The sequence below is a fragment of the Arcanobacterium phocisimile genome, assembly GCF_016904675.1.
GTDB lineage: Bacteria > Actinomycetota > Actinomycetes > Actinomycetales > Actinomycetaceae > Arcanobacterium > Arcanobacterium phocisimile.
Genome location: NZ_CP070228.1, coordinates 531,334 through 555,707 on the forward strand (window position 1 = coordinate 531,334; position 24,374 = coordinate 555,707).

The following is a 24,374-nucleotide window of genomic DNA, read 5'->3' on the forward strand; positions in this document are numbered from 1 at the left end:
GTCTTACGTAAATATTAGTCTTACGTATTTATACTGGCCATTGAGCTCTCATTGAGATCTATGCGCTAGAGGATCTCGTAAGACTGCCAGTTCCTCTTTTGAGGGCTCCCATGTCAGAGGCTCAAGGAGCGGAATTCCAGTCGACGTGATATACGGATAATTCTCATAAACAAAAAATTTTACTGTTGTTTCTTTCCTATCGGCACGAAGATGCGTGATTTCATACGTGTATTTTGTGCGCGCACCTTCTGGAACCTCTCTGGTTAGCCCGGCAAAGGCATCTTCGTCGGCATCGGAGGCAACGATATTTGCAAGTAAGGTTGAGAAAAACTCGAGATCTTTTCGCGCTGTGAACGTGGCGATCTTTTGCCCATCAGCATCAAATACAGTGATGTTATCGGATGTATTCTCTTGATATTCTGCATGCGTAGCAGACGAACAAGCAGTGAAAAGCAAGACAGACACGACAAACGGTATCGAGAATCTAGTAACTCTGTTCATGCTTGCAGTCTACTCTCGGCCAGAATGACGCGCATACAGTTTGCATTTTTCGCATTAACAGGCCAACTACGGCGTAAATGTTGTAATTATGCAAACCGTATGCACGCGCATGTAAGACTACTCCCAGATGCAGGCAGCTGGATCTACGCCATTTGCCTGTGAATTAACGGCAATGGCATCAGCTAGCCATTGAGCTAAACCTTCCTGCTGATTATCGTAGTATTCACGGAAGCGTTCGTCGTTAATGTATCCACGAGAGAGAATGTAATACTTCGCGTGGGTCACCGGGAAGAACGTGCTGAGCACTTGACGATGTTCTTCAACTAGTCCTTGTGCTACAGAGCTATCTGAAGCTACAACATCACGTGCTGCAGCAGCGAGTTTTGTATCGATAGCGGTGAACTGAGCATGAACGGATGTCCATTCATTCGTAGTCCAGCGTTTTGTGCGATCTTCGCTTTCCTTCCAATCCGCAGAGCCTGAATATTTCTCTTCAGCTTCTTGTTGATATTCGGCGAAATTCGCCTGTCCCAGAATCTCACCGATCTGGTCTGGCGTCATAGGTTGTTTTTTCACAGTGTTCTCCATAAGAATGTCGATCGCCGCAATCATGTCAGCTAACTTGTGCTGCTGATTGACTAACGTTTCGCGTTGTTTGATCAAATGGTCAATCCCGCTGGAGTTCCCGTCAAGGAGAACTTTGATATCCGCTAATGCCATGCCCGTTGCGCGGTAAATCAGAATGTGCTGAATACGTTGGCAATCTGCTTCGGAATACAGCCGGTAATTAGACCAGGTCCGTTCTGCAGGTTGTAGCAATCCAGCCTGCTCCCAATGGTAGAGAGTACGCACTGTTACCTGGAATAGGTCAGCAACTTGGCCGACTGTATAACGGATATCATTCGCAGCGTTCATACTATGATTGTGAAGTATCACCCTGCGTGAGGGTCAAGTTAAGAATCATGCTTATTGTGCCGGACGGGTACCGAAAATTGCTGTGCCGACGCGAACCACAGTAGAGCCTTCTTCGATCGCAATTCGCATATCGTTGCTCATGCCCATCGAGAGCACGCCGGCGTCGTCCAGCCCAGGAAGGTTGCGTATCTCCTCAGCTAGGCGCCGAGTGAGCACAAACGAGGAACGAATATCGGCCTCGGTGCCGCGAGCGCCAATCGTCATCACCCCAGCAATGCGCACAAAAGGCAGAGCCGATACGGTACGCGCTAATTCCACGAAATCTTCTGGGTGGCAGCCGAACTGTGTAGCTGCACCCGACGAATTCAGTTGTAGCAGCATCGGATACGGGCCACTGGCCTCACCGGAGGCCACTCGCGCTTCTTGCCGGCGATCAATCCGTTGGGCAGTCTTGAACGAATCAACTGTGTCAATCCGGTCCGCCCACCTCATCGCCGCCGAGAGTTTATTGGACTGTACATGGCCGATCACAGAGGTAAACGGCCTGATTTTCTGCGCGTGCAGGCCCGCAGTTGCCTCAGCAAGCTGATCAACCAGGTTGTGTCCCATCAAGGTGCCGCCTGCGCGATACGCCTCCACGAGACGGGGGAGCGGTTGATGTTTAGCAGCCAGTATTAAGTCCACATCACGCCCGTTGGTGTAGTGCGTAATCTGTTCACGTATGCGCCCGATGTTCTGCGCGATGCTTTCCAACCTGTGTTCACCTGCCTCTATGCTGCCCATGCTGCCCAAACCCTAGAAACATACCTGCGCGTTAGCGTTCGCTCAACCGAATAGGTTTGAGCACCACCGCATTCGCCTCATCGGAGGCATCCAGATCAACAAGCGCCCACAAGCCCCACGCACCAGCGTCGTCCCCAGAATCAAGGACCTGGAGGGTGAGCCAGACTCGGCCACTGCTGTGGGATTCGAGCAGGTCAGAGGCTTCGTCGTCGTCCATCCCCGCCTGCAATAAATCCGCGAACGACGGATCTTCCAAAATGGAGAAGAACTGAGCGCTACGTGCCGCCTGGTCGGTGCCGAGAAAATCGAATTCGTTGAAGTATGGGCCGATCGCGTCCGCCCAACGGTCTGCGTCCCAGCCGGCGTCGCCGTCGAGACGTTCGAGTTCCTCGTAATCTTCACGATCGAGTAGCTCGATGCGGTTGAACATTTCGTTGCGTACCGCCACGCGCAGTGCATGCTTGTTGCGGGTGAAAGCAATCGTGCCGTCCTCATTGGCACCGAAGGCAGCTTCTTCACCCTGGACAGAATCCTCCGAACCCAAAGAATTAAGCTCATCGAGGGTAATCCGGCCGTCGGCTAAAGCCTCCCATTCGTCGAGCAACGACGAATCGACCGAGCGCACCAAACGCGCCAGCCAATCGATAATGTCTTCAACCTCGTCGGTGCGGGCAGCCAACGGTATCGACTGGCGCATCGCCCGGTAAACGTCCGTAATATAGCGCAGTAACACTCCCTCAGAGCGGGCCAGATCGTAGCGGGAAATGAACTCAGAGAACGTGAGACCTTCTTCGATCAGCTGGCGAACCACAGATTTAGGCTTGAGCTCTTGACCGCGCACCCACGGGTTCGTCTTCGCATACATCTCTAATGCTGGTTCAAGCAGGTCAGCGAGCGGTTTAGGCCAGGTGACTTCGTCCACGAAAGCCATCCGCTCATCATATTCCACGCCGTCGGCTTTGAGCTTGCCAATCAGTTCCCCGCGCGCTTGGCGCTGTTGTGCGTAGAGCGCTGGGGTGGGGTCTTCACTGACAGCTTCGATAATCGATACTACGTCTAGTGCGTAGGTAGCTGAATCCATATCCAACAAGTCAAAGGCAGCTAACGCGAACGGCGCAAGTGGGGAGTTCAGCGCAAAATCGGACGGGACGTCTTTGGTGAAATGAATAGCGTTCGTATCGCCATGTTCGGTACGCCAATCGCGATCCTCATGGGTGATAACCCCGGCAGTGCGCAAAGACTGATAGATCGTGATGGCTTTACGTGCCAGGGTATTGCGCTCGCGGTGTGGTTCGTGGTTGTCGAACAGAATGGTTTTCGCTGCCGCTACCGGGTCAGGGCGCTGCAATAAGTTCAAGATGAGACTGTGGTCGACTCGCATCCGCGAGGTGAGAGTTTCTGGCTGCGCCTCGATCAACGTATTGAACGTATTTTCCGACCAGCTGATTTCACCTTCGGGAGCTTTAACTTTTTGGACGCGCTTAATCTTGGTGGGGTCGTCTCCGGCTTTACGCAGGCGCCGCGCGTTTTCGATTTCGTGTTCAGGGGCTTGGACGACGACGTAGCCGACCGTATCGTATCCGGCACGGCCTGCGCGCCCAGCGATTTGGTGGAATTCGCGGGCGGTGATGTGACGTTGTTTCGTGCCGTCGAACTTGGTTAGCGAGGTCATCAGAACCGTGCGGATGGGCACGTTGATACCGACGCCGAGGGTGTCGGTTCCGCAGATGACGTTGAGGAGTCCAGCCTGGGCGAGACGTTCGACCAACCGGCGGTAGCGCGGTAGCAGTCCTGCGTGGTGGACTCCGATGCCGGCACGTAACAGTTTCGAGAGAACCTTTCCAAAGCCAGGGGAGAAGGTGAACGTGGCGAGAGCTTGCGCAATGCGTTCTTTTTGTTCCTTGGAAATGAGCGCTAGGGATTGCAAGGCGAGAGCTTGAGAGACGGCGTCGCGCTGGGAAAAATGTACCGCATAGACCGGTGCCATATGGGTGGCGACGAGTTCTTTGATGACTTCCCCGATCGGTTCTGTCGACCAGGTGAAGTGCAAGGGAACTGGGCGAACGGCGTCGTCGACGATACTCACGGGCCGGTTGGTCCGCCGGGTGAGATCTGAGGCCAACGTGGTGGTATCTCCCAAGGTAGCTGAGAGTAAGATCTGTTGGGCTTGGGGCAAGGTAAGTAGCGGGACTTGCCAGGCCCAGCCGCGTTGCGGATCATCGTAGAAATGGAATTCGTCCATGACAACCATGCCGACGTCGGCCTGGTCGCCTTCGCGCAGTGCAATATTTGCCAAGATTTCTGCGGTTGCACAGATAATAGGGGCGTCAGCGTTGATGGATGAATCTCCGGTAACCATGCCGACGTTATGCGCACCAAAATTGCCGATCAGTTCAAAGAACTTTTCAGATACAAGTGCTTTGAGTGGAGCGGTGTAGTAGGCGGTGCGTCCGGTAGCTAGCGCGGTAAACAGCGCCTGCATTGCGATCATCGACTTACCAGAACCGGTAGGGGTGGAGACGATGACGTGGTCGCCGGAGACGATATTCAGCAACGCTTCGTCCTGGTGTGGGTACATCTGTTTACCCGTAGAGGTGACCCAGCTACTGAAAGCTTCGTACATATCTTCAGGTGAAGGCGTTAAGCCGTGAGCATCTTCTAACGCGTCTAATGCAATATTTAGGCCAGGTTCTGCGCTCGTCATTCATCGTCTCCATCAAAGATATGCCAACACTGTTTAATATATCAGGTTTGCTTGAGGAGCAGCCGTGATCATAAGTGGAAAGAAAATTGCGAGAATAGGCAATGTCGAACATATTGTGAGGTATTCTAGAGAAAAATATTAAGACAGACAGGAATGGCTAACTGTCATTCTTGTTCGTATTGAAGGATACGTCCATGGAAGCACACCCAACACGAAAGCTTATCTTCAGCATTATACGACTGATGATTGGTGCGGTCATCGCCGTCGCACTTGTCAAATTTGCATTCTTTCCTCACCAAGAACCCGTCAAAGAACTCCAAGGCCAAGGGCAGTTTGTGCTTCCAACACTGACTGCTGAACGCGGAGATATCAAGAACGACACCACGTTTGACGCAACAGTATTGCGTGATGAAGCAAAGTCTGTGAAATCCACAGCTGAAGGCGAAATCGTCCACTTCTTCGTCGCCGATGGGGCACAAGTCGAACAAGGCGCACCGCTCCTCCAAGTAAAAACCACCACGACCGAACAAGTGAACGTCACCGTGCCGGCGTCGGAAGAAAACGGAGCAGAAGGGGGAGTGGAGCAACAATCCGTGACGAGTATTTCCTACAATAACGTGCTCGCACCGATGTCTGGCACAGTCAGCTTTGATGCGATGCTCAAGCAACAGGTCACCTATAATGACGCACTGGGCACAATAGTCCCAGCATCCTTCCATGCAAGCGTCAACGTCACCCCAGACCAGCTCTATGCGTTGCAGTCCATCCCGCAGGAAGCAGAAGTCGTTATCGCTGACGGGCCAGCACCCTTCATGTGTACGAACCTGCACACCACCTCCGCTAAATCCACCGGTCAATCAGCAGATGGCGCATCGCAAAGCTCCACTCCGATCCTCACCTGCGACATTCCAGTAGACCAAACAGTCTTTGACGGTATCAAAGCAAAACTCAATATTGCTGGCGAACAGGTCACTGATGCACTCTTGCTCCCAGTTACCGCGGTAGAAGGACGATTCCGGGAAGGCAAAGTGTATCTTCCAGCTGAAGGAAATGGCAGCGATCCGACCCCAGTGGTTGTCAAACTTGGAATTAATGACGGTAGTCGAGTCGTCATCACCGAAGGTCTGGACGAAAACACTGAAGTATTAGAATTCGTCCCACGTACTTCCCAAGACGACCAAGACCCGAACGATCCGATGACCATGATGGGGTACTAGGAGTAATTGATGCTGAAATTACGCGATATTACCCGAACAGTAACGTTACCCAACGGCCAAGATCTCCACATTTTGCGTGGAGTAAACTGTGATGTGGCTGCCGGGGAACACATCTCCATTGTTGGACATTCCGGAACCGGAAAATCAACGCTCCTTAATATCATCGGCTTACTCGACCAACCCACAAGCGGAACATATACGTGGGATGGTGACGACGTCGTTGGTTTATCTGACGCACAGCGGTCGCGGTTGCGCGGAGAATCAGTAGGATTTGTATTCCAACAGTTTAATTTATTTCCGGCACGAACAGTGTTGAACAACGTCGAAATACCATTGTTTTACAACTCTGGTCTTGAACTGTACCAACGCCACGAAAAAGCAGCGCAGGTGTTGAATTCGGTTGGGTTAGGCGACCGCTTGGATGCGTTTCCGAGCCAACTTTCTGGTGGAGAACAGCAACGAGTGGCGATCGCACGTGCGTTGATTCGTCAGCCGCGTCTGATTTTGGCTGATGAACCAACCGGCGCACTCGATCCCGATACCGGAATGCGTGTGATGGAGGTACTCGAGCAGGCTGCGCGGGAAAACAATGCGGCTCTGATCGTCATTAGTCATGATATGAATATTGCGCAACGAGCCGACACTGTGTATCGGATAGCTGACGGGGTGCTAACCCAGATCGACAGCGCAAGTTCGCATTTTACGCGCGTGGGGCTGCGAGTATCGAAGAAGGTGGACGACTGATGATTCACAACTTTATTGGGGCCATTATTGAGGCGTGGGAAGAAGTTAAAATCAACCGGGCGCGCGTTATCTTGTCCCTGATTGGGGTGGGAGCTGCCGTATGGGCGATGGCAACGGTTATCGCCCTAGGTGCGATGTTGAACGAAAGCCAACAGCGCAGTATCGCCCATTGGAATGGTCAGCCTGGCACAATTACTGTCACTGCGTATGAGAAAACCGCTGGTGGGCCGAATTTTGCTGAGCCCATGTCCGAGACGACCACAGCTGAACAGCGCGCGTCGAAAGCCGAATATTTCCGTCACGCTGTCGAGCAGACAGTCGATAAGTTGGGAATTACGTTGTGGACGACGAAACTCGAGTTTCCAATCAAGTCGTTGGACGCTCCTGGGTTTGAGCCATGTCCGCAACCATATGCTGATATGTGCCTGGGTGCGCATCCGTCAGGAGTGGCGGTAGATCCAGATTATTTTGCGTTGCACGCGCACAATCTTGTGGACGGGCGGTTCCTCCAAGCCAATGATGGCCAGTTGCAAATGAATCCGGTGGTGATTAACGAATCAGCGTGGGCAACGTTGGGCCGTCCGCCGGTAGCTACATATCCGAGATTGTGGCTCGACGCAGAACATAAACGTTCAGTGACCGTGGTAGGCGTGATAAAAAACGTTAACGTCTACGAAAGTGCGACGCTCTACATTCCAGCCCAAGCGCAAGCATACGTTTTCCCGGAACTGGCTCACGGAGAAAATCCACTATTCCTCTTCTTGCCGCCACGCGGTGACGAAGAGCAAGCAAAGAACGTCTCTGAAGCAGTACTGGGTTCATTCCTAGGAGATTCGTATGACGTCAATGCCTATTGGGACGAAGGATATGCTGAACAGAGCGCGCAACAAGGTCGAGTCATGCAAATGGTAGTTGCTGGAATCGGCGGTATAGTCATTCTCTTGGGTGCGCTGGGATTGTTGACGATGAGCATCGTGACAGTCAAAACGCGTATTCGCGAGATTGGTATTCGGCGAGCAGTAGGAGCCTCGGCCCGTCGGGTATTCTTCGCAGTTTTCTTAGAATCTGTTGTGGCAACAACTATTGCTGGATTTGTCGGTGTGGTGTTATCTGTGTTGACTATTCGAGTATTGCCCAAACTAGGCGTAGGGGGATTTCTGTTTAACGAGTTTTCTGATATCGCTGCGACTATTGCCTATCCGATGCAGGCAGCGTTGATCGGAGTAGGGATCTCTGCAACTGTGGGTGCCTTATGCGGAATTATTCCGGCAACGATTGCGGTGAAGATGCGTCCGATTGACGCAATTCGCTTCTAGCGAGGATCATTGGCTACAAAGACAAACTCATGGGGCGGTCCGGAAAACCGGACCGCCCCATGATGTGGTACACCGCCTGGGACTTGAACCCAGAACCCTCTGATTAAGAGTCAGATGCTCTGCCAGTTGAGCTAGCGGTGCTCACCAAGAACCAAGTTCCTGGGAATTAAAATCCCCAGACGAATCTAGGGATTTTACTCGTACACCGCCTGGGACTTGAACCCAGAACCCTCTGATTAAGAGTCAGATGCTCTGCCAGTTGAGCTAGCGGTGCGCAACAGCTAATACTGTATCGCACCGATGTTTTCCAGAGCAAATCTTTAGCGAAAATTTCTGTGTGATCACAGGCACCCTTTTTGGAGGAGTTGCGACGGATAGGCGGGTAGTTACCCCACGTTCCGCGTCAATACTGCGCCTGCTGAAGAGAAACCTTGCTTGGCAAAGTAGTCCGGATCAGTTGTTGCTTCAGCTTCGATGCGTAACTGATCAATTCCGAGCTGAGAGAAGAACTCCGTTTGCGCATAAACGTAGCGGCCAGGACCCAAATCGCGGAAGCGAGGGGTGACGTAATCCGCCAAAATCGTTGCTTGCGAGTTCGCCGTCGTCATCGCAAAAATTCCGACAAGTTCATCTTCGTGAAGGATTAACTGGATCTGTGCGTTGGAGATAGCGTCGAGTGAGAAGTTTGGGTAATTAGCCTTGATGTCCGTCGAATTTCGAGAAATAAAATGCTGGACGAGTGGATCTGAAGCTCGGGCTTGAACTACGGCGTAGCCACGCGGTGGTGTGCTGTCGCCTCGAGAAAGTCTAATAAGCCAGTAGGCATCGATGCCAACAATGACTGAATTCATAGCCGCGTACGGCCAGATACCGAAATAAGCGTTGTAAATCGTAGCGATTAGAGAACCGGTTAAGTTGAGAATTCGGAACCGTCGCACGCTGGGTATCCATAACGATAAAACAACCAGCACTGAACCTGTCCAGCCTATAACTTCCCACCAGTTCATAAAAATCCCTCAATCGTTGAAAAATCTGTTGAATATAAGGCTATAGCCTACCGTGAAATGAGAGAAAAATCTGGCAAGTGAAGTATGAATAAGGCGAATGGGCGCACAACCAGATAGACTTGTCTTGATTTGGGTTTCCACCCAATTTTATGAACGCTGTGCGTGGCATGGCATCTTCGTAGACGTGAATGAAAAGGCGGTAAGTGTGTCTGCACCAATCGTGACTCTAGCAACATCAGCAGAACTTCCACATTTGGATGCGGATGAACAAAACCTTCCCGATGCGTTACGTGAACGTGGCCTAGAACCGAAAATTGCCGTCTGGGATGATCCTTCCGTGAATTGGGATGAGGCAGGCACAGTGATTATCCGTTCTGTCCGCGATTATGCGCGAGATCGGCAAAAGTTTATTAACTGGGCTGCGTCTTTGCCGCGTGTGCTAAATTCTGCCAACACAATCGCGTGGAATTCCGATAAGCATTACCTCCAAGTTCTAGAAAAGTATGGTTTGCCGATGATTCCGACCACTTGGCTGGAACCATCCCAAGGTTTATCGAAGCAGCAAATCCATTCGCGTTTCCCAGCTTCGGGAGATTTCGTTGTCAAGCCTGCTGTGGCATCTGGTGGGCGTGGGTCTGGCAGGTACTCAGCAGTTGATGCTCAGCAACGTGGTGAGGCTGTTGAACATGCTATGTATGAACTTTCCCAAGGGCGTACTGTGATGGTTCAGCGTTACCTCGAAGAGATTGACAGTCAGGGCGAAACCTCGCTGGTTTATCTCAATGGCCTTCCCTCATATCAAGTTGAAAAAGAAGCAATGCTTCATCCACGTTTCCGTAGTCTTGGTGAAGAAGTCGTGATCGAAGAAGTTGCTCATGCGACATATGCGACTGAAGAAACGTGGCGTTGGGGAGAACGTATTCGTAAAGCTCTGCATAATCACATCAAAGACGTTAACGGCAAAGACGAATTGCTGTTGTTTAACCGTGTTGACATTGTCCGCGGAGATGAAAATTCTCGCGAGGAATTCTATGTCGTCGAGATTTCACTTATCGATGGTTCCCTCTATCTGAGCCAAAATGAAGAGAATCTCAATATGTTTGCCGACGCTATCCAGATGCGTGTCGATTGGTGACCCTAATCACGCACTGAATAATTAGCGTCTGAGAGAGAAACTCGGTATAGTTTTTCTTCGTTGCAGTGCAACAATGGTGGCTGTAGCTCAGTGGTAGAGCACCTGGTTGTGGTCCAGGGGGTCGCGGGTTCAATCCCCGTCAGCCACCCGATTAAAGATCGTTGGTTTTCCAACGATCTTTTTCTTTCTCCAAGAAGGGTTTTGTGTACCGCTGCACAAGCGCACAACGAAAAATAATAGGTGTGCCGGTGGGAGGATAATCCTACCGGCACACCTGGGAATTGAAACCGTATCCTGTGTTCGCAGGTAAGCCCGCTCAGGCCTTACCGTTTGCCATATAGTTCACTCAGAGAGCGTCATGTGCTCGCTGGGCCCGATCTACTGTTAAATCGTCCGTGATCTGCATAGCCTTCTTTTTTGCCTCATCAGTGGTTGGGCCATCGCCCTCAGGCCATAACACTGCGCGGTAATAGCGCAATTCGTCAATCGAATCGTAAATATCGCCCAAGGCCTGATGGTTTCCAGTTTTTTCTGGAGCGGCGAAATAGGTTCGCGGGAACCAACGTTTTGCGAGCTCTTTTATAGAAGACACGTCAACAACGCGATAGTGGAGATGATTGACTAGGTTGGGCATATCGCGTGCCAAGAATGTGCGATCGGTGCCTACCGAGTTTCCACCTAATGGAGCTTTCCGGGCATCTGGCACAAACCGCTTGATGTATTCCAGGCACTGAGCTTCAGCTTCGCTAAGCGTAACCCCGTCCTCCCAACGCGAGATCAGGCCAGTCGTCGTATGCATATTCCGTACAAAGCTATCCATGTTATCGACAGCTTCCTGAGGTGGCTTGATGACAATATCAAGGCCATTGTCGAGTGGGTTTAATTCTGGATCTGTGACAACGACTGCGATCTCGACAAGAGCATCCCGTTCTAGGTCAAGTCCGGTCATTTCGCAGTCGATCCACACAATCGGCGTATTCTGGGCAGAAAAATTACTCATATGGTCCAGAATACCAAGCTTATCTCTACAAGCGTGCGGCGAAGAGTGTATGTCGCTAAAGACGTGCCTAGGTGAACAATCGCGTATCTGAATTTTTACGACCAGCACCCCGAGCGGGACTCGAACCCGCAACCTACAGATTAGAAGTCTGTTGCTCTATCCATTGAGCTATCGAGGCGTACGCAAAGATTTTACACGATAGGGACAGAAATGCTTTATTGTAAGGATTTTAATAGGGTCACATCTGCCGAAAATTATCGTGTCGACTCAGCATGAGTTATAAAAATACGCTGTAATGGAAAGGTGAATCCTAGCTCTATGTCCCGCACCAGTATTGCCGACCTCGTTCTTCGTACTATCGAGGCGCTCCGTGATGCTACCTTGCCGCTTACTATGCCTGGCTCGAGCGAAATGGAGGCTTCGCGCAAGCAGCTACTCACTCAGCTTGAGTCGCGAATTTTACCGCATATCAATGAAGATGACGTTCCGACGATTATTGTTTTTGGTGGATCATCGGGGGCCGGTAAATCTACGCTGGTTAATTCGATCGTGCGTACTGAGGTAACTCAGGCCTCTGTTATTCGGCCAACAACCCGAACGCCGATGCTAGTGATGCATCCAAGTGACCACAAAGTGATGGATGACCATGTTTTGGGATCTATGGGGCAAAGCGTTTTCGCAGCATCTGCTATTCCAGGAGTTGTTTTAGTTGATGCACCGGATTTGGACTCAGTAGACGATTCGAATCGAGAACTTTCAGCACGTCTCCTCGATGCTGCAGATTTATGGATCTTTGTGACGACGGCGGCGCGTTATGGTGACGCGCTAGCTTGGAATACGTTACGTCGTGCTCACGAACGCGGAGTTACCTGCGCGATTGTCCTCGACCGGGTCCCTCGCCGAGCGATGCAAAGTGTTCGGACAGATTTGACGAAACGAATGGTGAACATGGGGCTTGAAAATGCCCCGTTGTTCATCATCGCCGATCAGGGAGCACACGATGGGTTGCTTCCAGAAAATGAGACACAAGAAATTCGGGCCTGGCTGGATATGATTGCGACGACCAATATGGGTGAGTCGTTGATTGATCGCACAACACGCGCAACCTTACCGGCTTTGCGTGATGAACTATTACGCTTGGCAGATGCGCTTGAGGCGCAAGAACATGCAATACAAGACTTGAAAGATAAAGCTCTTGAAAGTGTGCAACCGCCGCTGGAGAAGCTACGAACGAACATTAGACATGGGAGGTTCGGTCAAGGAGCGCCAACTGCGTCGTGGCTGTCTTTCGCTTCAACTGGGGGTGTTTTGTCTGCGATGGTTTCACGCAACAGCCCACGATTGTTCGACCGAAAGCGTACCGCGCGAGATAACGCAGTCACAGTGACGTTCGATATCTTGTATGCGGCACTTAAAGTGGCTTTATCCCAAGCTTTAGTCACTGCACGCACCCGCGCAAACGAAGCTTGGCGAAACGACGTCGTCGACACGGCAACATTGCGCGCACAGGCCAATCAGGAAATCGACATCGATTCGATTATCGAGAAGAGCGCGCAAGCATGGAAAAATGATCTCGTCCAGATTACTCAGCAAGTCCACGACCACCCCTGGCTTTCTCCAGCTGGTATCGCTTCCCTTCTCGGGTGCGCAGCTGGCGGTATTTCGGGAGCTATTTCAGTCGCACGCAATTCCGGTATTGAATCTTATATCGAGCTAGCGCGCGAAGCACTCCTAGCGTGCGTAGATGATGCACTCGCAGAGCTTTCGAACGTTTATGTTCGTGTAGCTGACGAGGTCTCAGTATGTGACAGTACCCAGCTAAGATTACGTGCCAGCGAATACCTCGCACACGTTTAGCGGTAATAGGTCTATCGTGAAACTCAAGGAATGACGAGTATTATGGATGAAAAAGAAACACTCCGATCGCGCAGTGCCCGGGCCATTGCCTCCCGGTTACAGCACCTTCAAGACGCGGTCGCAGCAGGCGGCCAATATTTTGATCCTTACGTATCTGCCAGAGCGCAAGACGATTTGCGTAGCACCCAGGAACGAATGCGACTAGGAACCGATATCACTGTCGTCGCCTTGGTCGGCGGCACCGGCTCTGGGAAATCCTCTCTTTTTAATGCGTTAACTGGGTTAGAATTTGCTGATTCTGGAGATGTTCGGCCCATGACTGAACGACCCTCAGCGTGTATCTATGGTGCCGATGCTGGGGAATTATTAGATTATCTCGCGATTGATTACGATCGCAGGATTAGTCATACATCGGAGCTGAATATCGGAAACGAAAGATTCGATAAGCTTATTTTGATCGATCTGCCCGACCATGATTCGGTGGCGGTTAACCATTCTTTAGAAGTTGAACGGCTATTGCCAATGGTCGACATTCTCATTTGGGTACTTGACCCGCAGAAGTATGCGGATCAAGTATTGCATGCATCATATTTGGAAAAGTTGACGGCGCGGTCACATGTCATGTTGGTGACGATGAATCACATTGACACTGTCCGCGAGTCCCAGCGGGATGTATTATTGGACGATCTTCACCAGCTCCTTGCCCGCGATGGATTAGCTGATGTGCCAGTGGTGACGACCTCAGCAATGACCGGTGAAGGTGTGGAAGAACTTGCACAAGTAATTCGAGAAACAAGCCAGCGTCCTTCAGTCAATGCGCTCACTGCGGCGGCTGAATTGGATGCGATTGGACGCAGGTTGCAATTTAATGTTGGAATGAGCGAGGTTGACCTTTACGGCTCCCAGCGTGACGACGTCGTCGATCGTATTGCGCAAGCAAGCGGAGTAGGAGCTGCGGCTGAATCGTTACGGAACGCTGGCGCAACATTGTTTAAAACTGCACTGGTCCGTCCGGAAAAACTGGGTAATTCCATGGCTATGGCCATTCGTGATAGCTGGATAGCGTTTATTAAACAAGGCTTGCCTGAAGTGTGGCAGAAGGCAGTGATACATGAAGTGGCCAGCTCAGAGAGATTACGTAACGGTGTGGGTAACGCGGTACGTTCGCTTGAGCTACCGAGGATTCGGCGAAGTACCTCGTGGCTACTAGTTATTTTTGGCCTCTTGCTGGCAGGCGTTGGTTTCGGTCTAGCTATTGCAGGTCTCCCGTTTTATACGGTGGTTAGCCGCGTTGGTGTTGCTCTGGGGGGTTTCGTGCTCGCTACAGTGTCCTATGTGCTCGCGCGATATCTGCTGAGACGTCAGTGTAATCGACTCGCTCAGCAGTATGAGTCAGCTGCGTTGGATGCGGTCGGTGAGGTTTTTGATCAGAGCATGGTTGTTGGGCCAGCTGCTGTGTTAGAAAAGCATCGGATCACCCGAAAGGCGTTGGAAATTTTTTCGGCCTAAGCCGCTAGTCGTTCTTTTTGGGATAGCGCATGTAACTTGTTCCTTTTAGGTGCGAGTTACATGCGCTTTCCACAGTTTCGCTAGAGTCACTGCGCTGAGATCAGCACTTCCCGAACAATAGTTATTGACCCTATCAATAACGGAAGTTTAAGGACTAACTGATGGCAAACGAAACGAATGTGACTATTCGAGGCTATGTAGGTGCAGCACCGATGGTTTTCACAAACACTGCTGATCAAGAAACTGGCGAAGTGACTGAAACGAAAACGACGGTCATTCGCGTGGGAGTGACATCGCGTTATTATTCGCGTGTTGACCAAGAATTTAAGGATGGCCCCACCGCTTGGTATTCGGTACGTACCTACGGTGCGTTAGCTGTCAATGTTGCCCACAGTGTTTTCAAGGGTAGTCCAGTTTTGGTACGTGGCCGATTAATGGTACGCCAGTACGAAGATAAGGATGGTGTGGTCCGTAGCGAAAATACAGTGATTGCCGATAGTTGCGCTATTGAACTATCGACAGGTCAAGCGATCTTCCACAAGACGTCAGGGGTGCCGTTACAATCGATTCCTGGCGAACCTCGACTGTCTACGGGGCCAGTATCAGATGAGATCGACGACCAATTCACCACCTCTGAAGAAGGGAACAGAAGCGACACAGATACGGCTGGTGTTTTGCAGAAGGTGATGTCTTAGCCTCATACCGATGCTGTGCTTGAGCTCAACGCTCCTAGTCGACTATGGTTGAACTGGTTAACCAGTTCCATTTGCTAGCTATTGGAGAAACGTGGCTGAGTTTATTTACAATATGGTGCGTGCCCGTAAAAAAGTCGGGGACAAACTGATTTTGGACGATGTGACAATGTCGTTCTATCCAGGTGCAAAGATCGGTATGGTCGGCCCTAACGGTGCCGGGAAATCGACGATCTTGAAGATTATGGCCGGTCTTGATGAACCGTCGAACGGAGAAGCGCGGTTGAGCCCGGGCTACTCGGTGGGTATCTTGATGCAGGAACCGCCGTTGAATGAAGAAAAAACTGTCTTGGAGAATGTTCAAGAAGGTGTTGGGGATCTACTGACAAAAGTTCATCGCTTCAACGAAATTGGCATGGAGATGGCTGAGCCAGATGCTGATTTCGACGCATTGATGGAAGAGATGGGCAAGCTTCAGACTGAAATCGATGCTGCCAACGGTTGGGATATCGATGCTCAGCTCGAACAGGCGATGGAAGCACTCCAGTGCCCACCAGGTGATAGCCCGGTGAATGTGCTCTCCGGTGGTGAACGCCGTCGAGTCGCATTGTGTAAGCTCCTTCTCGAAGCTCCTGACTTGTTGCTTCTTGACGAACCAACAAACCATTTGGATGCAGAGTCGGTGCTCTGGCTCGAGCAGCACTTGGCGAAGTACCCAGGCGCAGTTATCGCAGTTACCCACGATCGTTACTTCCTCGACCACGTAGCTCAGTGGATTGCGGAGGTTGACCGTGGGCACCTCTACCCATATGAAGGCAACTACTCAACCTACTTGGAGAAGAAGCAGGAACGTCTCGAAGTCCAGGGCAAGAAGGACGCTAAGCTCAAGAAGCGTTTGGCTGAAGAACTCGAATGGGTGCGTAGTTCAGCTAAAGGCCGTCAAGCAAAGTCCAAGTCCCGTTTGGCTCGCTACGAGGAGATGGCTGCGGAAGCAGATCGCACACGTAAGCTCGATTTCGAAGAGATTCAGATTCCGCCGGGCCCACGTCTAGGAAATGTCGTCCTAGAAGCTACAAATCTCAAGAAGGGCTTCGGCGATCGTGTACTTATCGATAATCTTTCCTTCAGTCTGCCACGTAACGGCATCGTGGGAATTATCGGACCGAACGGCGTTGGAAAAACAACACTGTTTAAGACGATCGTTGGCCTTGAACCACTTGATGATGGAAACCTTAAAATTGGCGAAACTGTCAAACTGAGCTATGTTGACCAGAACCGTGGCGGTATCGACCCAGAGAAGACGCTGTGGGAAGTTGTGTCCGATGGCTTGGATTATATTCAGGTCGGCAACGTGGAAATGCCTTCACGTGCATACGTTTCTGCATTTGGATTTAAGGGTGCAGATCAGCAAAAGAAGGCTGGCGTGCTTTCCGGTGGTGAGCGCAACCGGCTTAACCTCGCCTTGACGCTCAAGCAGGGTGGAAATCTGATTCTACTTGACGAACCAACAAACGATTTGGACGTTGAGACGCTGAGCTCGCTAGAAAATGCGTTGCTCGACTTCGCTGGATGTTCAGTGGTTATTACCCACGATCGGTGGTTCCTTGACCGGGTAGCAACGCATATCCTTGCCTACGAAGGAACGGAAGAAAATCCGTCTAACTGGTACTGGTTCGAAGGTAACTTCGAATCGTATGAGAAGAACAAGATTGCCCGACTAGGTGAGGATGCGGCACGTCCGGGAGCTTCCACCTATCGTAAGCTCACACGCGGTTAATATCGGCAGGGACGAATAGTAAATCCGCTCCACATGGTAATGCTGGTGGCGGGGATCTGGTTCACCAGATCCCCGCCACCAGCATATTGTTCGACAGGTGTGTACCTTATCTAGCTAGTGTGCGCAGTGACCACTCTGGATTTCCTGAGAGTATGAGCGGTAGTCCAAAAAGTGTTGCCGGAATATTGTAGATGAATGGTCAATGAGAGGAAGATAGTTAAGATAGTTCAGAGGACATCCCTCGATCGTGTCATGCCTTCTTGTGCCATTGTGGCAATATGAACACCATGCTGGAAGAATTTTGCCACTGATAGACCTCGTCCACCTTGGGCTGAGGGCGAATCCAGTTCGGCCAGCACCCAGTCAGACATATCAACATTACGATGCCACCAAATCGCATGATCCAATGTAGCTAACGAAATATCGGAACTAAGCCAGAACATGCCATGCCGCCGCATGACAGGTTCGAGCATAAATTGGTCGGTTGCATATGCCAAAAGTGCTCGATGGAGTAGCTGTGGCGCACCTTGGGGTACATCATTTCGAGTTTTAAACCAGATAAGTGTGTGGCTGTCACGTTTGCGAGCAGGTTTGACCCAGATTGGTCCGTCCACGTGGCGCATGTCGATGGCGTTGGTCATATGCATATGTTTCGATGCAGGGTGGGAAAAGCCTGCGAAGAAGTCGACGGACGACTCCAGTTCTTGTGGCTCTGGTGCAACGGGGACCTCGGACGAATGCTCGATACCAGGTTGAATTTCTTGGAAAGATGCGCGACATGACAAGATTGTTTTGCCGAACTGTGAAGCGTGTACGCGCCGCGTAGAAAATGACCGGGAATCATTGACTTCTTCGACATCGAAAGTTATCGGTTCATGCTGGTCTCCTGGGCGCATAAAAGCGGCGGTGATGGAATGTATCTCGCGTTGCGGATAATGTTCCGCAACGCTTGCCCACGCTGCCATGACAGCTTGGCCAAAAACTTGACCGCCATATACCCGGCCGTTAAACTGTGATAAATTTTCACCCACGTAGCTACCCGGTTCACGCACCTGTAAACGGAGCGTGTTGAGGATTGCCGATAAGGGTTCTTCGGGAGTCGAGGGGACTGGAAGATAAGTTGTCATGAAGACCTCCGGGAACGATGATATTTTCATCATACGGCTAAATTAGTACTAGCTCGTAGAACAATTATGTGTATTTTAGCTAAATGCCCTTGTCTTCCCAAGGTCTAATCTTTGCAAATAGTTGCTGTCAGCTACAGAAAATGAATACATTCTGGCACAATGAAAGCGTTAAGTAGTAAGGGTGCTGCTGCACATCCTGCGAGGAGAAACAATGCCAGATCAGATAGTTGATCTTGAAAAATTGCATCGATTGGCTGACGCGTACAATGTCGCCACTGAATTTTGGGGCTTTCACGGAGAACATGTACGTGTAGAAGCCCAAACGCTTATGACAGTTCTAGCGGCGATGGGTGTTGATGCCCGAACCGACCAGGCAATCGAAGCTGCACTTATAGCTAAAGATGAAGAACCGTGGCGTCAGATCCTGCCAACGTGTGTGGTGACCCGCGATGATCGCGAGCATTCGATTGCAGTACACGTTCCCCATGGCTGGGATGTTGAGTTGCGCATCGTGTTTGAAGACGGTACGGAACGCATTGTCCGGCAGGGCGAAGATTTCACGCCGCCACGAGTCATTGAAGGCCATACTATCGGCCAGGCAAGCTTTATTCTCGATGCTGGTCTTCCGCTGGGCTACCACAAGATTTATGCACGTGTAAGCCACGCGGAGACCGATAACGTTGCGCAGGATTCAACCACACTGATCGTGACTCCTGGAAAGCTGAGTAAAGGTAGCCTTGAATATCACCGCTCTTGGGGTATGATGGCTCAGCTTTATTCAACTCGCTCAGCACACTCGTGGGGTGTTGGAGACGCAGATGACCTCTTGGAAATGTCCTCACTGTTTGGTTCTAAGGGGGCTGACTACCTGCTCGTTAATCCACTACATGCAGCTGAACCGATCGAACCGCTCTCGCCGTCACCATATTTGCCGGTCACTCGTCGTTTTTTCAACCCTATGTACATTCGGCCGGAAAACATTCGAGAGGTCGCCTATCTTTCTGGTCCAGAGCGCTCATTAATTACATGGGCCGGTGAAACAGTGAAGAAAGAATCACTGAAGAATTCCCATATTGATCGAGATGCGGCATGGAAAGCCAAGCGTGAGGCACTTGAAGTTATTTTCACTGCTGGACGCTCACAATCGCGTGAACGAGAGTTTGCTCAGTATCGGCATAATGAAGGTCAAGGCTTGGAAGACTTCGCACTGTGGTGTGCGTTAGTTGAGCATTACCAGGGGCAAGAGTTCCCGCAAGAGCTCCACGATGTCAATAGTCGTGGTGTCGCCCAAGCGCGCGTTCAGTTGCGTGACCGGATTGATTTCTGGGCGTGGTTACAGTGGATTATGGATGAACAGTTAGCTGATGCTCAGCGAGCTGCTAAAGCTTCTGGTATGGCTTTTGGTATTGCACATGATCTAGCAGTGGGAGTTCATCCGCAAGGATCAGACACATGGACCATTCCTGAAGCTTTTGCGCATGGTGTGGGCGTTGGTGCTCCACCAGATATGTACAATCAGCAAGGTCAGAATTGGTCTCAGCCACCGTGGCGTCCGGATGCTTTACAGAAAATGGATTATACGCCACTACGCGATATGGCGCGTACCGTTATGCGCCATGCGGGCTTGCTTCGGGTAGATCACGTGATGGGTTTGTTCCGTCTGTGGTGGGTTCCAGATGGTATGCCGGCTAACCAGGGTACGTATGTGCGTTTCGATCATGAAGCAATGGTAGGTGTCTTGTTGCTGGAAGCCTATCGTGCTGGTGCTGTCCTCATCGGTGAAGATTTGGGCAATGTTGAACCTTGGGTACGCGAATATCTACGTGAGCGAGGCATTTGGGGAACATCTATTTTCTGGTTTGAAAAGGACGGCGACGGCGCTCCGTTGCGTGCAGAAAATTACCGCAGTGACGCCCTTGTGTCGGTTGATACCCACGATTTGCCACCTGCTGCAGGCTATTTGGCTCAAGAACATGTCTCGTTGCGTGCCAGGTTAGGGTTGTTAGTTGAGCCCGAGGAGAAGGTGCGTGCTGAAGCTTATCGTGAGCTAGAAACGGTGTATTCACGGTTGCGTGAATACGGGTTAATTGGGCCGGAGCCATCGGAGCGTGAACTCGTTGAAGCTATGCATGTGTATTTGACAAGAACTCCAGCTCCACTCTTGTGTATTTCGCTTGTGGATGCTGTCGGTGAGCGGCGTGCACAAAACCAGCCTGGAACTGATCAAGAGTACCCAAATTGGAAGATTCCGTTGGCAGACGGGACAGAGAAGGTAGTATTAGTTGAGGAGCTAGCGAAGAATCCGCGATTGTTGTCACTTGTTGACGCTTTTACGAAGGCTTTGAATGGTTCAGAATAAATAAGCCCTAAGAAGTTTTACGTCTGACGTGTTGAGTGGTGCGGGCAGTTACTGCCCGCACCCACTGTTTTGAGATTTCTGTGGAAGGAGGAAATAGCGATGCAACCGGTTCAGGATTTTATTCTTGGTTTAGGCGGTAGACACAATATTGTAGAAGCTGTTCCTGCTTTTACACGAATCAGAATTAAAGTGCGATCGATGGCTGTGGTTAATGATGATATTTTGCGGGTGGCAGGTGCTTTCGGTGTCGTTCGTCAGAAAGGTCAACTCCAGCTTATTGTGGGGCCTGGTGCTCAGGAATTAGCTGAAGGTATTGAGGCAGTTGTATGAGCAAACGCTATACAACTGCCTCAATGATGCTGTTTATGGAATAAGCTGACGGTTATTGTTTGGTCTTTGGCTTGCCAGAGACAAACCGTTCAACGATCATTGCGATAGCGCCGTCGCCGGTGACGTTGGTAGCAGTTCCGAAGGAATCGACAGCGACGTAGAGTGCGACCATGATGCCATACATCGGATCAGTGAATGAGAGAATTCCCTGTACCACCGACTGTGCTGCAGTGATTGCACCTCCGGGAACACCAGGTGCAGCGATCATAATAATGCCGAGCATAAAGATAAAGCTGATAATGGTTCCTGCAGATGAGCTCATGCCGAGCATGTATTGCAGAGCTAGTGCGAACGAAGTGATTTTGATTGTGGAGCCCGCGAGGTGGATGGTTGCGCATAATGGCACAACGAAGCCAGCGACGTCTTCAGATACGCCGTTCTTTAAAGCAGAACGGAGAGTGACTGGGATTGTGGCAGCGGATGAGGCTGTGCCAAGAGCGGTAGCATAGGCGTCTCGCATGTTCCATAAGGCGATAAATGGATTGCGCCGTGCGAGCGTTCCAGCGATGAAGTATTGCCCGAGCAACATGATGATTGTCAGGATGAAGGCGAATGCGATAACTTTGGCCATCGCAACAATGACTGTTTCGAATTGCCCAGACTTTGACATGTTGAGGAATATGCCGAAGACGTGGAGCGGCAGCAGTGGAACGATTGAACGTTTGATGACGATGTAGATAACTTCACGAAATTCTTGCATTAAAGACATGAGTTTCTTTGCATCTGCTGCGACTGCGCCGAACCCGAGTAGGAAGGCGAGAATAAGGGCAGTGAGAACACCGAAAACAGGTGGCAATGTGAATGTTGCGTCCATAAGTGATGGCACCGCGTTTTCTGGAGCGGCGAGATCGGGTACTTTTTGGTCGGCTAGTAGCCAAGGGAAAATAAGCGAAGCGAGTCCCCAAGTTCCTAGACCGGCGGTGATCGTAGAGAGGTATCCCAATGCAACTGTGAGTATCACCCATCGTCCACCAGATTTTCCGAGGTCGGAGATTGCTGGAGTGACAAGTCCGACGATGATAAGTGGAACGGAGAATCCGAGGAATTTTCCGAAGATATCGTTGAATGTGGCGAAGGGGACGATAGCTGTTGAGGGGAGAACCTTACCGAGAAGAGCTCCCAGCACGATTGCTACAACGATCCAAGTGAGCAAGTGTTTGCTGAGCCGGTTAAGAATGGAGGGCTCCATGATGGTCCTTTCTGTTTAGTTACTTATTTGCGGAAGTGCGATAAAGAGTAACTTATGGTCTGTTATAGTAGGTCATTTTTGAACTCGGTGGCAGCTTTGTTCATAGTGTGGACAACACAGCGGAAATAGTTTACAATTCAACTATGAAAGCTTTTGGATTTTTAAGTTTCGGTCATCACTCAATTAATGGCCAAGATGGGCCCGATGCTGGGCAAGTATTACGTGACAGTTTGGAGATCGCCAAGGTAGCCGATGAAATCGGCGTCAACGGTGCGTACTTCCGTGTTCACCACTTTGCGCCACAAGGTGCAGAGCCAATGCCACTACTTGGCGCAATTATCGGCGCGACTAAACGGATTGAGGTCGGCACGGGTGTGATCGACCTGCGTTACGAGAACCCGTTGCACTTAGCTGAAGAAGCAGCTGCTCTTGACTTGCTGTCCGAGGGGCGAGTCGCACTCGGTGTTTCGCGAGGCTCACCCGAACCAGCACTGCGCGGCTGGGAATCTTTCGGGTACAAAGGCGAAGCGGAGAACGGTTCTGATATTGCACGTGAAAAGTGGCAACTGTTCCTCGCAGCGATCCAAGGATATGGGTTAGCTCAAGCTGCGCCACTTGAGTTGCAGTATCCGCAAATGTATCAGCCAGGCACACCGCTACCAATATTCCCACATTCACCCGGCTTACAAAAGCGCATCTGGTGGGGGTCAGGAACTCGCGCCACTGCAGAACAAGCAGCAAAAGATGGTGTCAACCTGATGAGTTCCACTTTGGTTTCCGAAGCAGATGGATCATCCCTTGGTGAACTCCAAGCTGAGCAGATCCGGGTCTATCGCGAAGCGTGGGAAGATGCCGGGCATGATTGGACGCCGCGGGTATCAGTCTCCCGATCGATTTTCCCAATAGTTACTGCTGAAGATCAAGAACTTTTTGGAACGTTTGCCACCAGCAAGGATCAGATTGGCATGCTTGAAGGAGCAACGAAGACGACGTTCGGCCGCACTTACGCAGCTGAACCAGATGTGTTGATTGAACAGCTCAAGGCTGACCCGGCTATTGCGGCTGCCGATACGTTGATGCTGACGATCCCAAATCAAATGGGAGTCGACATGAACGTGCGAATTCTTGACAACTTCGCAAAACACGTTGCGCCAGCTCTCGGTTGGATTCCCAACACTGAAGGACCTGTAGTTGGTTGAGGTTACCAGCTGATTAACTAACTACAACAACGATGGGCACCAACTCTTGTTGGTGCCCATCGGGGGTATTGGGAGAGTGAGAAGATCAAGCTTCCATACGCGCAGCAAGGACGAATGAGCCCCCAACAACCACCATGCCGCCAACAATATTTCCAGCACCGGCAACGAGTAAACTCAACGCCGAATTGCCGAAATTTACACCCTCGACGCCGTTCATCATCGCCAATGAAAATGACGTCATGTTTGCTACCACGTGTTCAAAACCAGCAGCAACAAAGACCGTAATAGCCCACCCGATCACAATAATCTGAGCAACTTCGTTCTTCATACGGCTAATTGTCCAAATAGCTAGGCACACCATCACATTACACATGATCGCTCGGAAGAAAACTTCCGAATAATCCTTATGGAGCTTGCCTGAAACAACTGCCTCAAGCATCTGGTAATTCAACGAATCCTTCTTAAACACGTTAGCTGCGGTAATCATCGCCGAAATGGCAATAGAGCCAACCAAGTTGCCTAGTAGCATGAAAATGATCATCCATGCTGCACGCATCGTGCTGACTGTGCCTCGAATAGTAGCCAATGGCATGATCATCATGCCTGAGGTCGCTAATTCACCACCAGCAAACACCACCAGTACCAGACCGATACCGAAAACTAGGCCCATCATTGTGCCGGTCAAATCTGACCCATGGACATACATACCAGAAACGCCGGCATACATAAATAGGCAGCCGATGCCAACAAACGCACCTGCCAGTGCACCACCAGCAAGGTAGCCGCCAAAATTATTAGCCTTCGTCGACTTCGCTGCACCGACAGCCGCTTGCTTGTCAAGTGTTTGGGTTAAGGTTTCCATGAATATCTTTCTTCATTTAACAAAAGTAGGGGGCCGCAGAAACAATATTCCACGGCCCCACTTTACAGTCGGTTAGTTACCTATTTCTAAG

Annotated in this window: 20 protein-coding genes and 4 tRNA genes; 12 read left to right on the forward strand and 12 right to left on the reverse strand. The window is 50.8% G+C overall.

Annotated elements, in window-relative coordinates:
- Positions 1–48 precede the first annotated feature (48 nt).
- From JTE88_RS02250 to JTE88_RS02265, 4 genes are all read right to left on the reverse strand, one after another.
- Entirely contained in the window at positions 49–501 is a 453-nt protein-coding gene (locus JTE88_RS02250) for a hypothetical protein (RefSeq protein ID WP_204425098.1), read from the reverse strand.
- 117 nt (positions 502–618) lie between these two features.
- Positions 619–1,416 carry a MerR family transcriptional regulator gene (locus JTE88_RS02255; RefSeq protein WP_204425099.1) on the reverse strand — a complete coding sequence of 266 codons (798 nt, stop codon included), beginning with the start codon at positions 1,414–1,416 and terminating at the stop codon, positions 619–621.
- Positions 1,417–1,467: 51 nt separating this feature from the next.
- Complete coding sequence (locus JTE88_RS02260) at positions 1,468–2,199, reverse strand: YggS family pyridoxal phosphate-dependent enzyme (protein WP_204425101.1); 732 nt, start codon at positions 2,197–2,199, stop codon at positions 1,468–1,470.
- A 31-nt stretch (positions 2,200–2,230) separates the two neighbouring features.
- A complete protein-coding gene (locus JTE88_RS02265; RefSeq protein ID WP_204425103.1) occupies positions 2,231–4,903 on the reverse strand; it encodes a DEAD/DEAH box helicase in 2,673 nt (890 codons plus the stop codon).
- A 194-nt stretch (positions 4,904–5,097) separates the two neighbouring features.
- On the opposite strand from JTE88_RS02265, the gene JTE88_RS02270 reads away from it, so the two are divergent.
- From JTE88_RS02270 to JTE88_RS02280, 3 genes are read left to right on the forward strand one after another with little or no spacing between them, the layout of a single operon-like run.
- Positions 5,098–6,120: an efflux RND transporter periplasmic adaptor subunit gene (locus tag JTE88_RS02270; protein WP_204425105.1), complete on the forward strand. Its 1,023-nt coding sequence runs from the start codon at positions 5,098–5,100 to the stop codon at positions 6,118–6,120.
- Positions 6,121–6,129: 9 nt separating this feature from the next.
- Entirely contained in the window at positions 6,130–6,864 is a 735-nt protein-coding gene (locus JTE88_RS02275; RefSeq protein WP_204425107.1) for an ABC transporter ATP-binding protein, read from the forward strand.
- On the forward strand, positions 6,864–8,180 hold the full coding sequence (locus JTE88_RS02280; RefSeq protein ID WP_204425109.1) for an ABC transporter permease: 1,317 nt from the start codon (positions 6,864–6,866) through the stop codon (positions 8,178–8,180). The genes JTE88_RS02275 and JTE88_RS02280 overlap by 1 nt, the downstream gene beginning before the upstream one ends.
- A 65-nt stretch (positions 8,181–8,245) precedes the next feature.
- Here the strand turns inward: JTE88_RS02280 and JTE88_RS02285 are convergent.
- The 3 genes from JTE88_RS02285 to JTE88_RS02295 all read right to left on the reverse strand — a co-directional run bounded on the left by JTE88_RS02285 (position 8,246) and on the right by JTE88_RS02295 (position 9,187).
- A tRNA-Lys gene (locus JTE88_RS02285) sits at positions 8,246–8,321 on the reverse strand.
- A 60-nt stretch (positions 8,322–8,381) separates the two neighbouring features.
- Positions 8,382–8,454: transfer RNA gene (locus tag JTE88_RS02290), tRNA-Lys, on the reverse strand.
- A gap of 112 nt (positions 8,455–8,566) precedes the next feature.
- On the reverse strand, positions 8,567–9,187 hold the full coding sequence (locus JTE88_RS02295; RefSeq protein WP_204425111.1) for a hypothetical protein: 621 nt from the start codon (positions 9,185–9,187) through the stop codon (positions 8,567–8,569).
- 205 nt (positions 9,188–9,392) lie between these two features.
- Here JTE88_RS02295 and JTE88_RS02300 point away from each other — a divergent pair, with 205 nt between their 5' ends.
- On the forward strand, positions 9,393–10,322 hold the full coding sequence (locus tag JTE88_RS02300; RefSeq protein ID WP_204425113.1) for an ATP-grasp domain-containing protein: 930 nt from the start codon (positions 9,393–9,395) through the stop codon (positions 10,320–10,322).
- A gap of 76 nt (positions 10,323–10,398) precedes the next feature.
- Positions 10,399–10,470: transfer RNA gene (locus JTE88_RS02305), tRNA-His, on the forward strand.
- Between the two features lie 198 nt (positions 10,471–10,668).
- Here JTE88_RS02305 and orn read toward each other — a convergent pair.
- Both orn and JTE88_RS02315 read right to left on the reverse strand, forming a co-directional pair.
- A complete protein-coding gene (gene orn / locus JTE88_RS02310; protein ID WP_204425115.1) occupies positions 10,669–11,322 on the reverse strand; it encodes an oligoribonuclease in 654 nt (217 codons plus the stop codon).
- Positions 11,323–11,427: 105 nt separating this feature from the next.
- Positions 11,428–11,500: transfer RNA gene (locus JTE88_RS02315), tRNA-Arg, on the reverse strand.
- A gap of 140 nt (positions 11,501–11,640) precedes the next feature.
- Between JTE88_RS02315 and JTE88_RS02320 the strand changes: the two genes are divergently transcribed.
- The 4 genes from JTE88_RS02320 to ettA all read left to right on the forward strand — a co-directional run bounded on the left by JTE88_RS02320 (position 11,641) and on the right by ettA (position 17,157).
- Positions 11,641–13,179, forward strand: a complete 1,539-nt coding sequence (locus JTE88_RS02320) for a GTPase (protein ID WP_204425117.1) — start codon at positions 11,641–11,643, stop codon at positions 13,177–13,179.
- A gap of 42 nt (positions 13,180–13,221) precedes the next feature.
- Complete coding sequence (locus tag JTE88_RS02325; protein ID WP_204425125.1) at positions 13,222–14,688, forward strand: GTP-binding protein; 1,467 nt, start codon at positions 13,222–13,224, stop codon at positions 14,686–14,688.
- A 161-nt stretch (positions 14,689–14,849) separates the two neighbouring features.
- Complete coding sequence (locus tag JTE88_RS02330) at positions 14,850–15,383, forward strand: single-stranded DNA-binding protein (RefSeq protein WP_204425127.1); 534 nt, start codon at positions 14,850–14,852, stop codon at positions 15,381–15,383.
- A 91-nt stretch (positions 15,384–15,474) separates the two neighbouring features.
- Complete coding sequence (gene ettA / locus JTE88_RS02335; RefSeq protein WP_204425129.1) at positions 15,475–17,157, forward strand: energy-dependent translational throttle protein EttA; 1,683 nt, start codon at positions 15,475–15,477, stop codon at positions 17,155–17,157.
- A 227-nt stretch (positions 17,158–17,384) separates the two neighbouring features.
- On the opposite strand, the gene JTE88_RS02340 is transcribed toward ettA, so the two are convergent.
- Positions 17,385–18,317: an acyl-CoA thioesterase gene (locus JTE88_RS02340; protein WP_239519542.1), complete on the reverse strand. Its 933-nt coding sequence runs from the start codon at positions 18,315–18,317 to the stop codon at positions 17,385–17,387.
- A gap of 178 nt (positions 18,318–18,495) precedes the next feature.
- Here JTE88_RS02340 and malQ point away from each other — a divergent pair, with 178 nt between their 5' ends.
- A complete protein-coding gene (malQ, locus tag JTE88_RS02345; RefSeq protein WP_204425131.1) occupies positions 18,496–20,643 on the forward strand; it encodes a 4-alpha-glucanotransferase in 2,148 nt (715 codons plus the stop codon).
- A gap of 99 nt (positions 20,644–20,742) precedes the next feature.
- On the forward strand, positions 20,743–20,973 hold the full coding sequence (locus JTE88_RS02350; protein WP_204425133.1) for a PTS sugar transporter subunit IIB: 231 nt from the start codon (positions 20,743–20,745) through the stop codon (positions 20,971–20,973).
- Between the two features lie 52 nt (positions 20,974–21,025).
- Here JTE88_RS02350 and JTE88_RS02355 read toward each other — a convergent pair whose 3' ends face one another.
- Positions 21,026–22,222, reverse strand: coding sequence for a dicarboxylate/amino acid:cation symporter (locus tag JTE88_RS02355; RefSeq protein ID WP_204425135.1), 1,197 nt, complete (start codon positions 22,220–22,222; stop codon positions 21,026–21,028).
- Positions 22,223–22,365: 143 nt separating this feature from the next.
- Here JTE88_RS02355 and JTE88_RS02360 point away from each other — a divergent pair, with 143 nt between their 5' ends.
- Complete coding sequence (locus JTE88_RS02360; protein ID WP_204425137.1) at positions 22,366–23,421, forward strand: LLM class flavin-dependent oxidoreductase; 1,056 nt, start codon at positions 22,366–22,368, stop codon at positions 23,419–23,421.
- Between the two features lie 85 nt (positions 23,422–23,506).
- On the opposite strand, the gene JTE88_RS02365 is transcribed toward JTE88_RS02360, so the two are convergent.
- Complete coding sequence (locus tag JTE88_RS02365) at positions 23,507–24,283, reverse strand: formate/nitrite transporter family protein (protein WP_204425139.1); 777 nt, start codon at positions 24,281–24,283, stop codon at positions 23,507–23,509.
- Positions 24,284–24,374 lie beyond the last annotated feature (91 nt).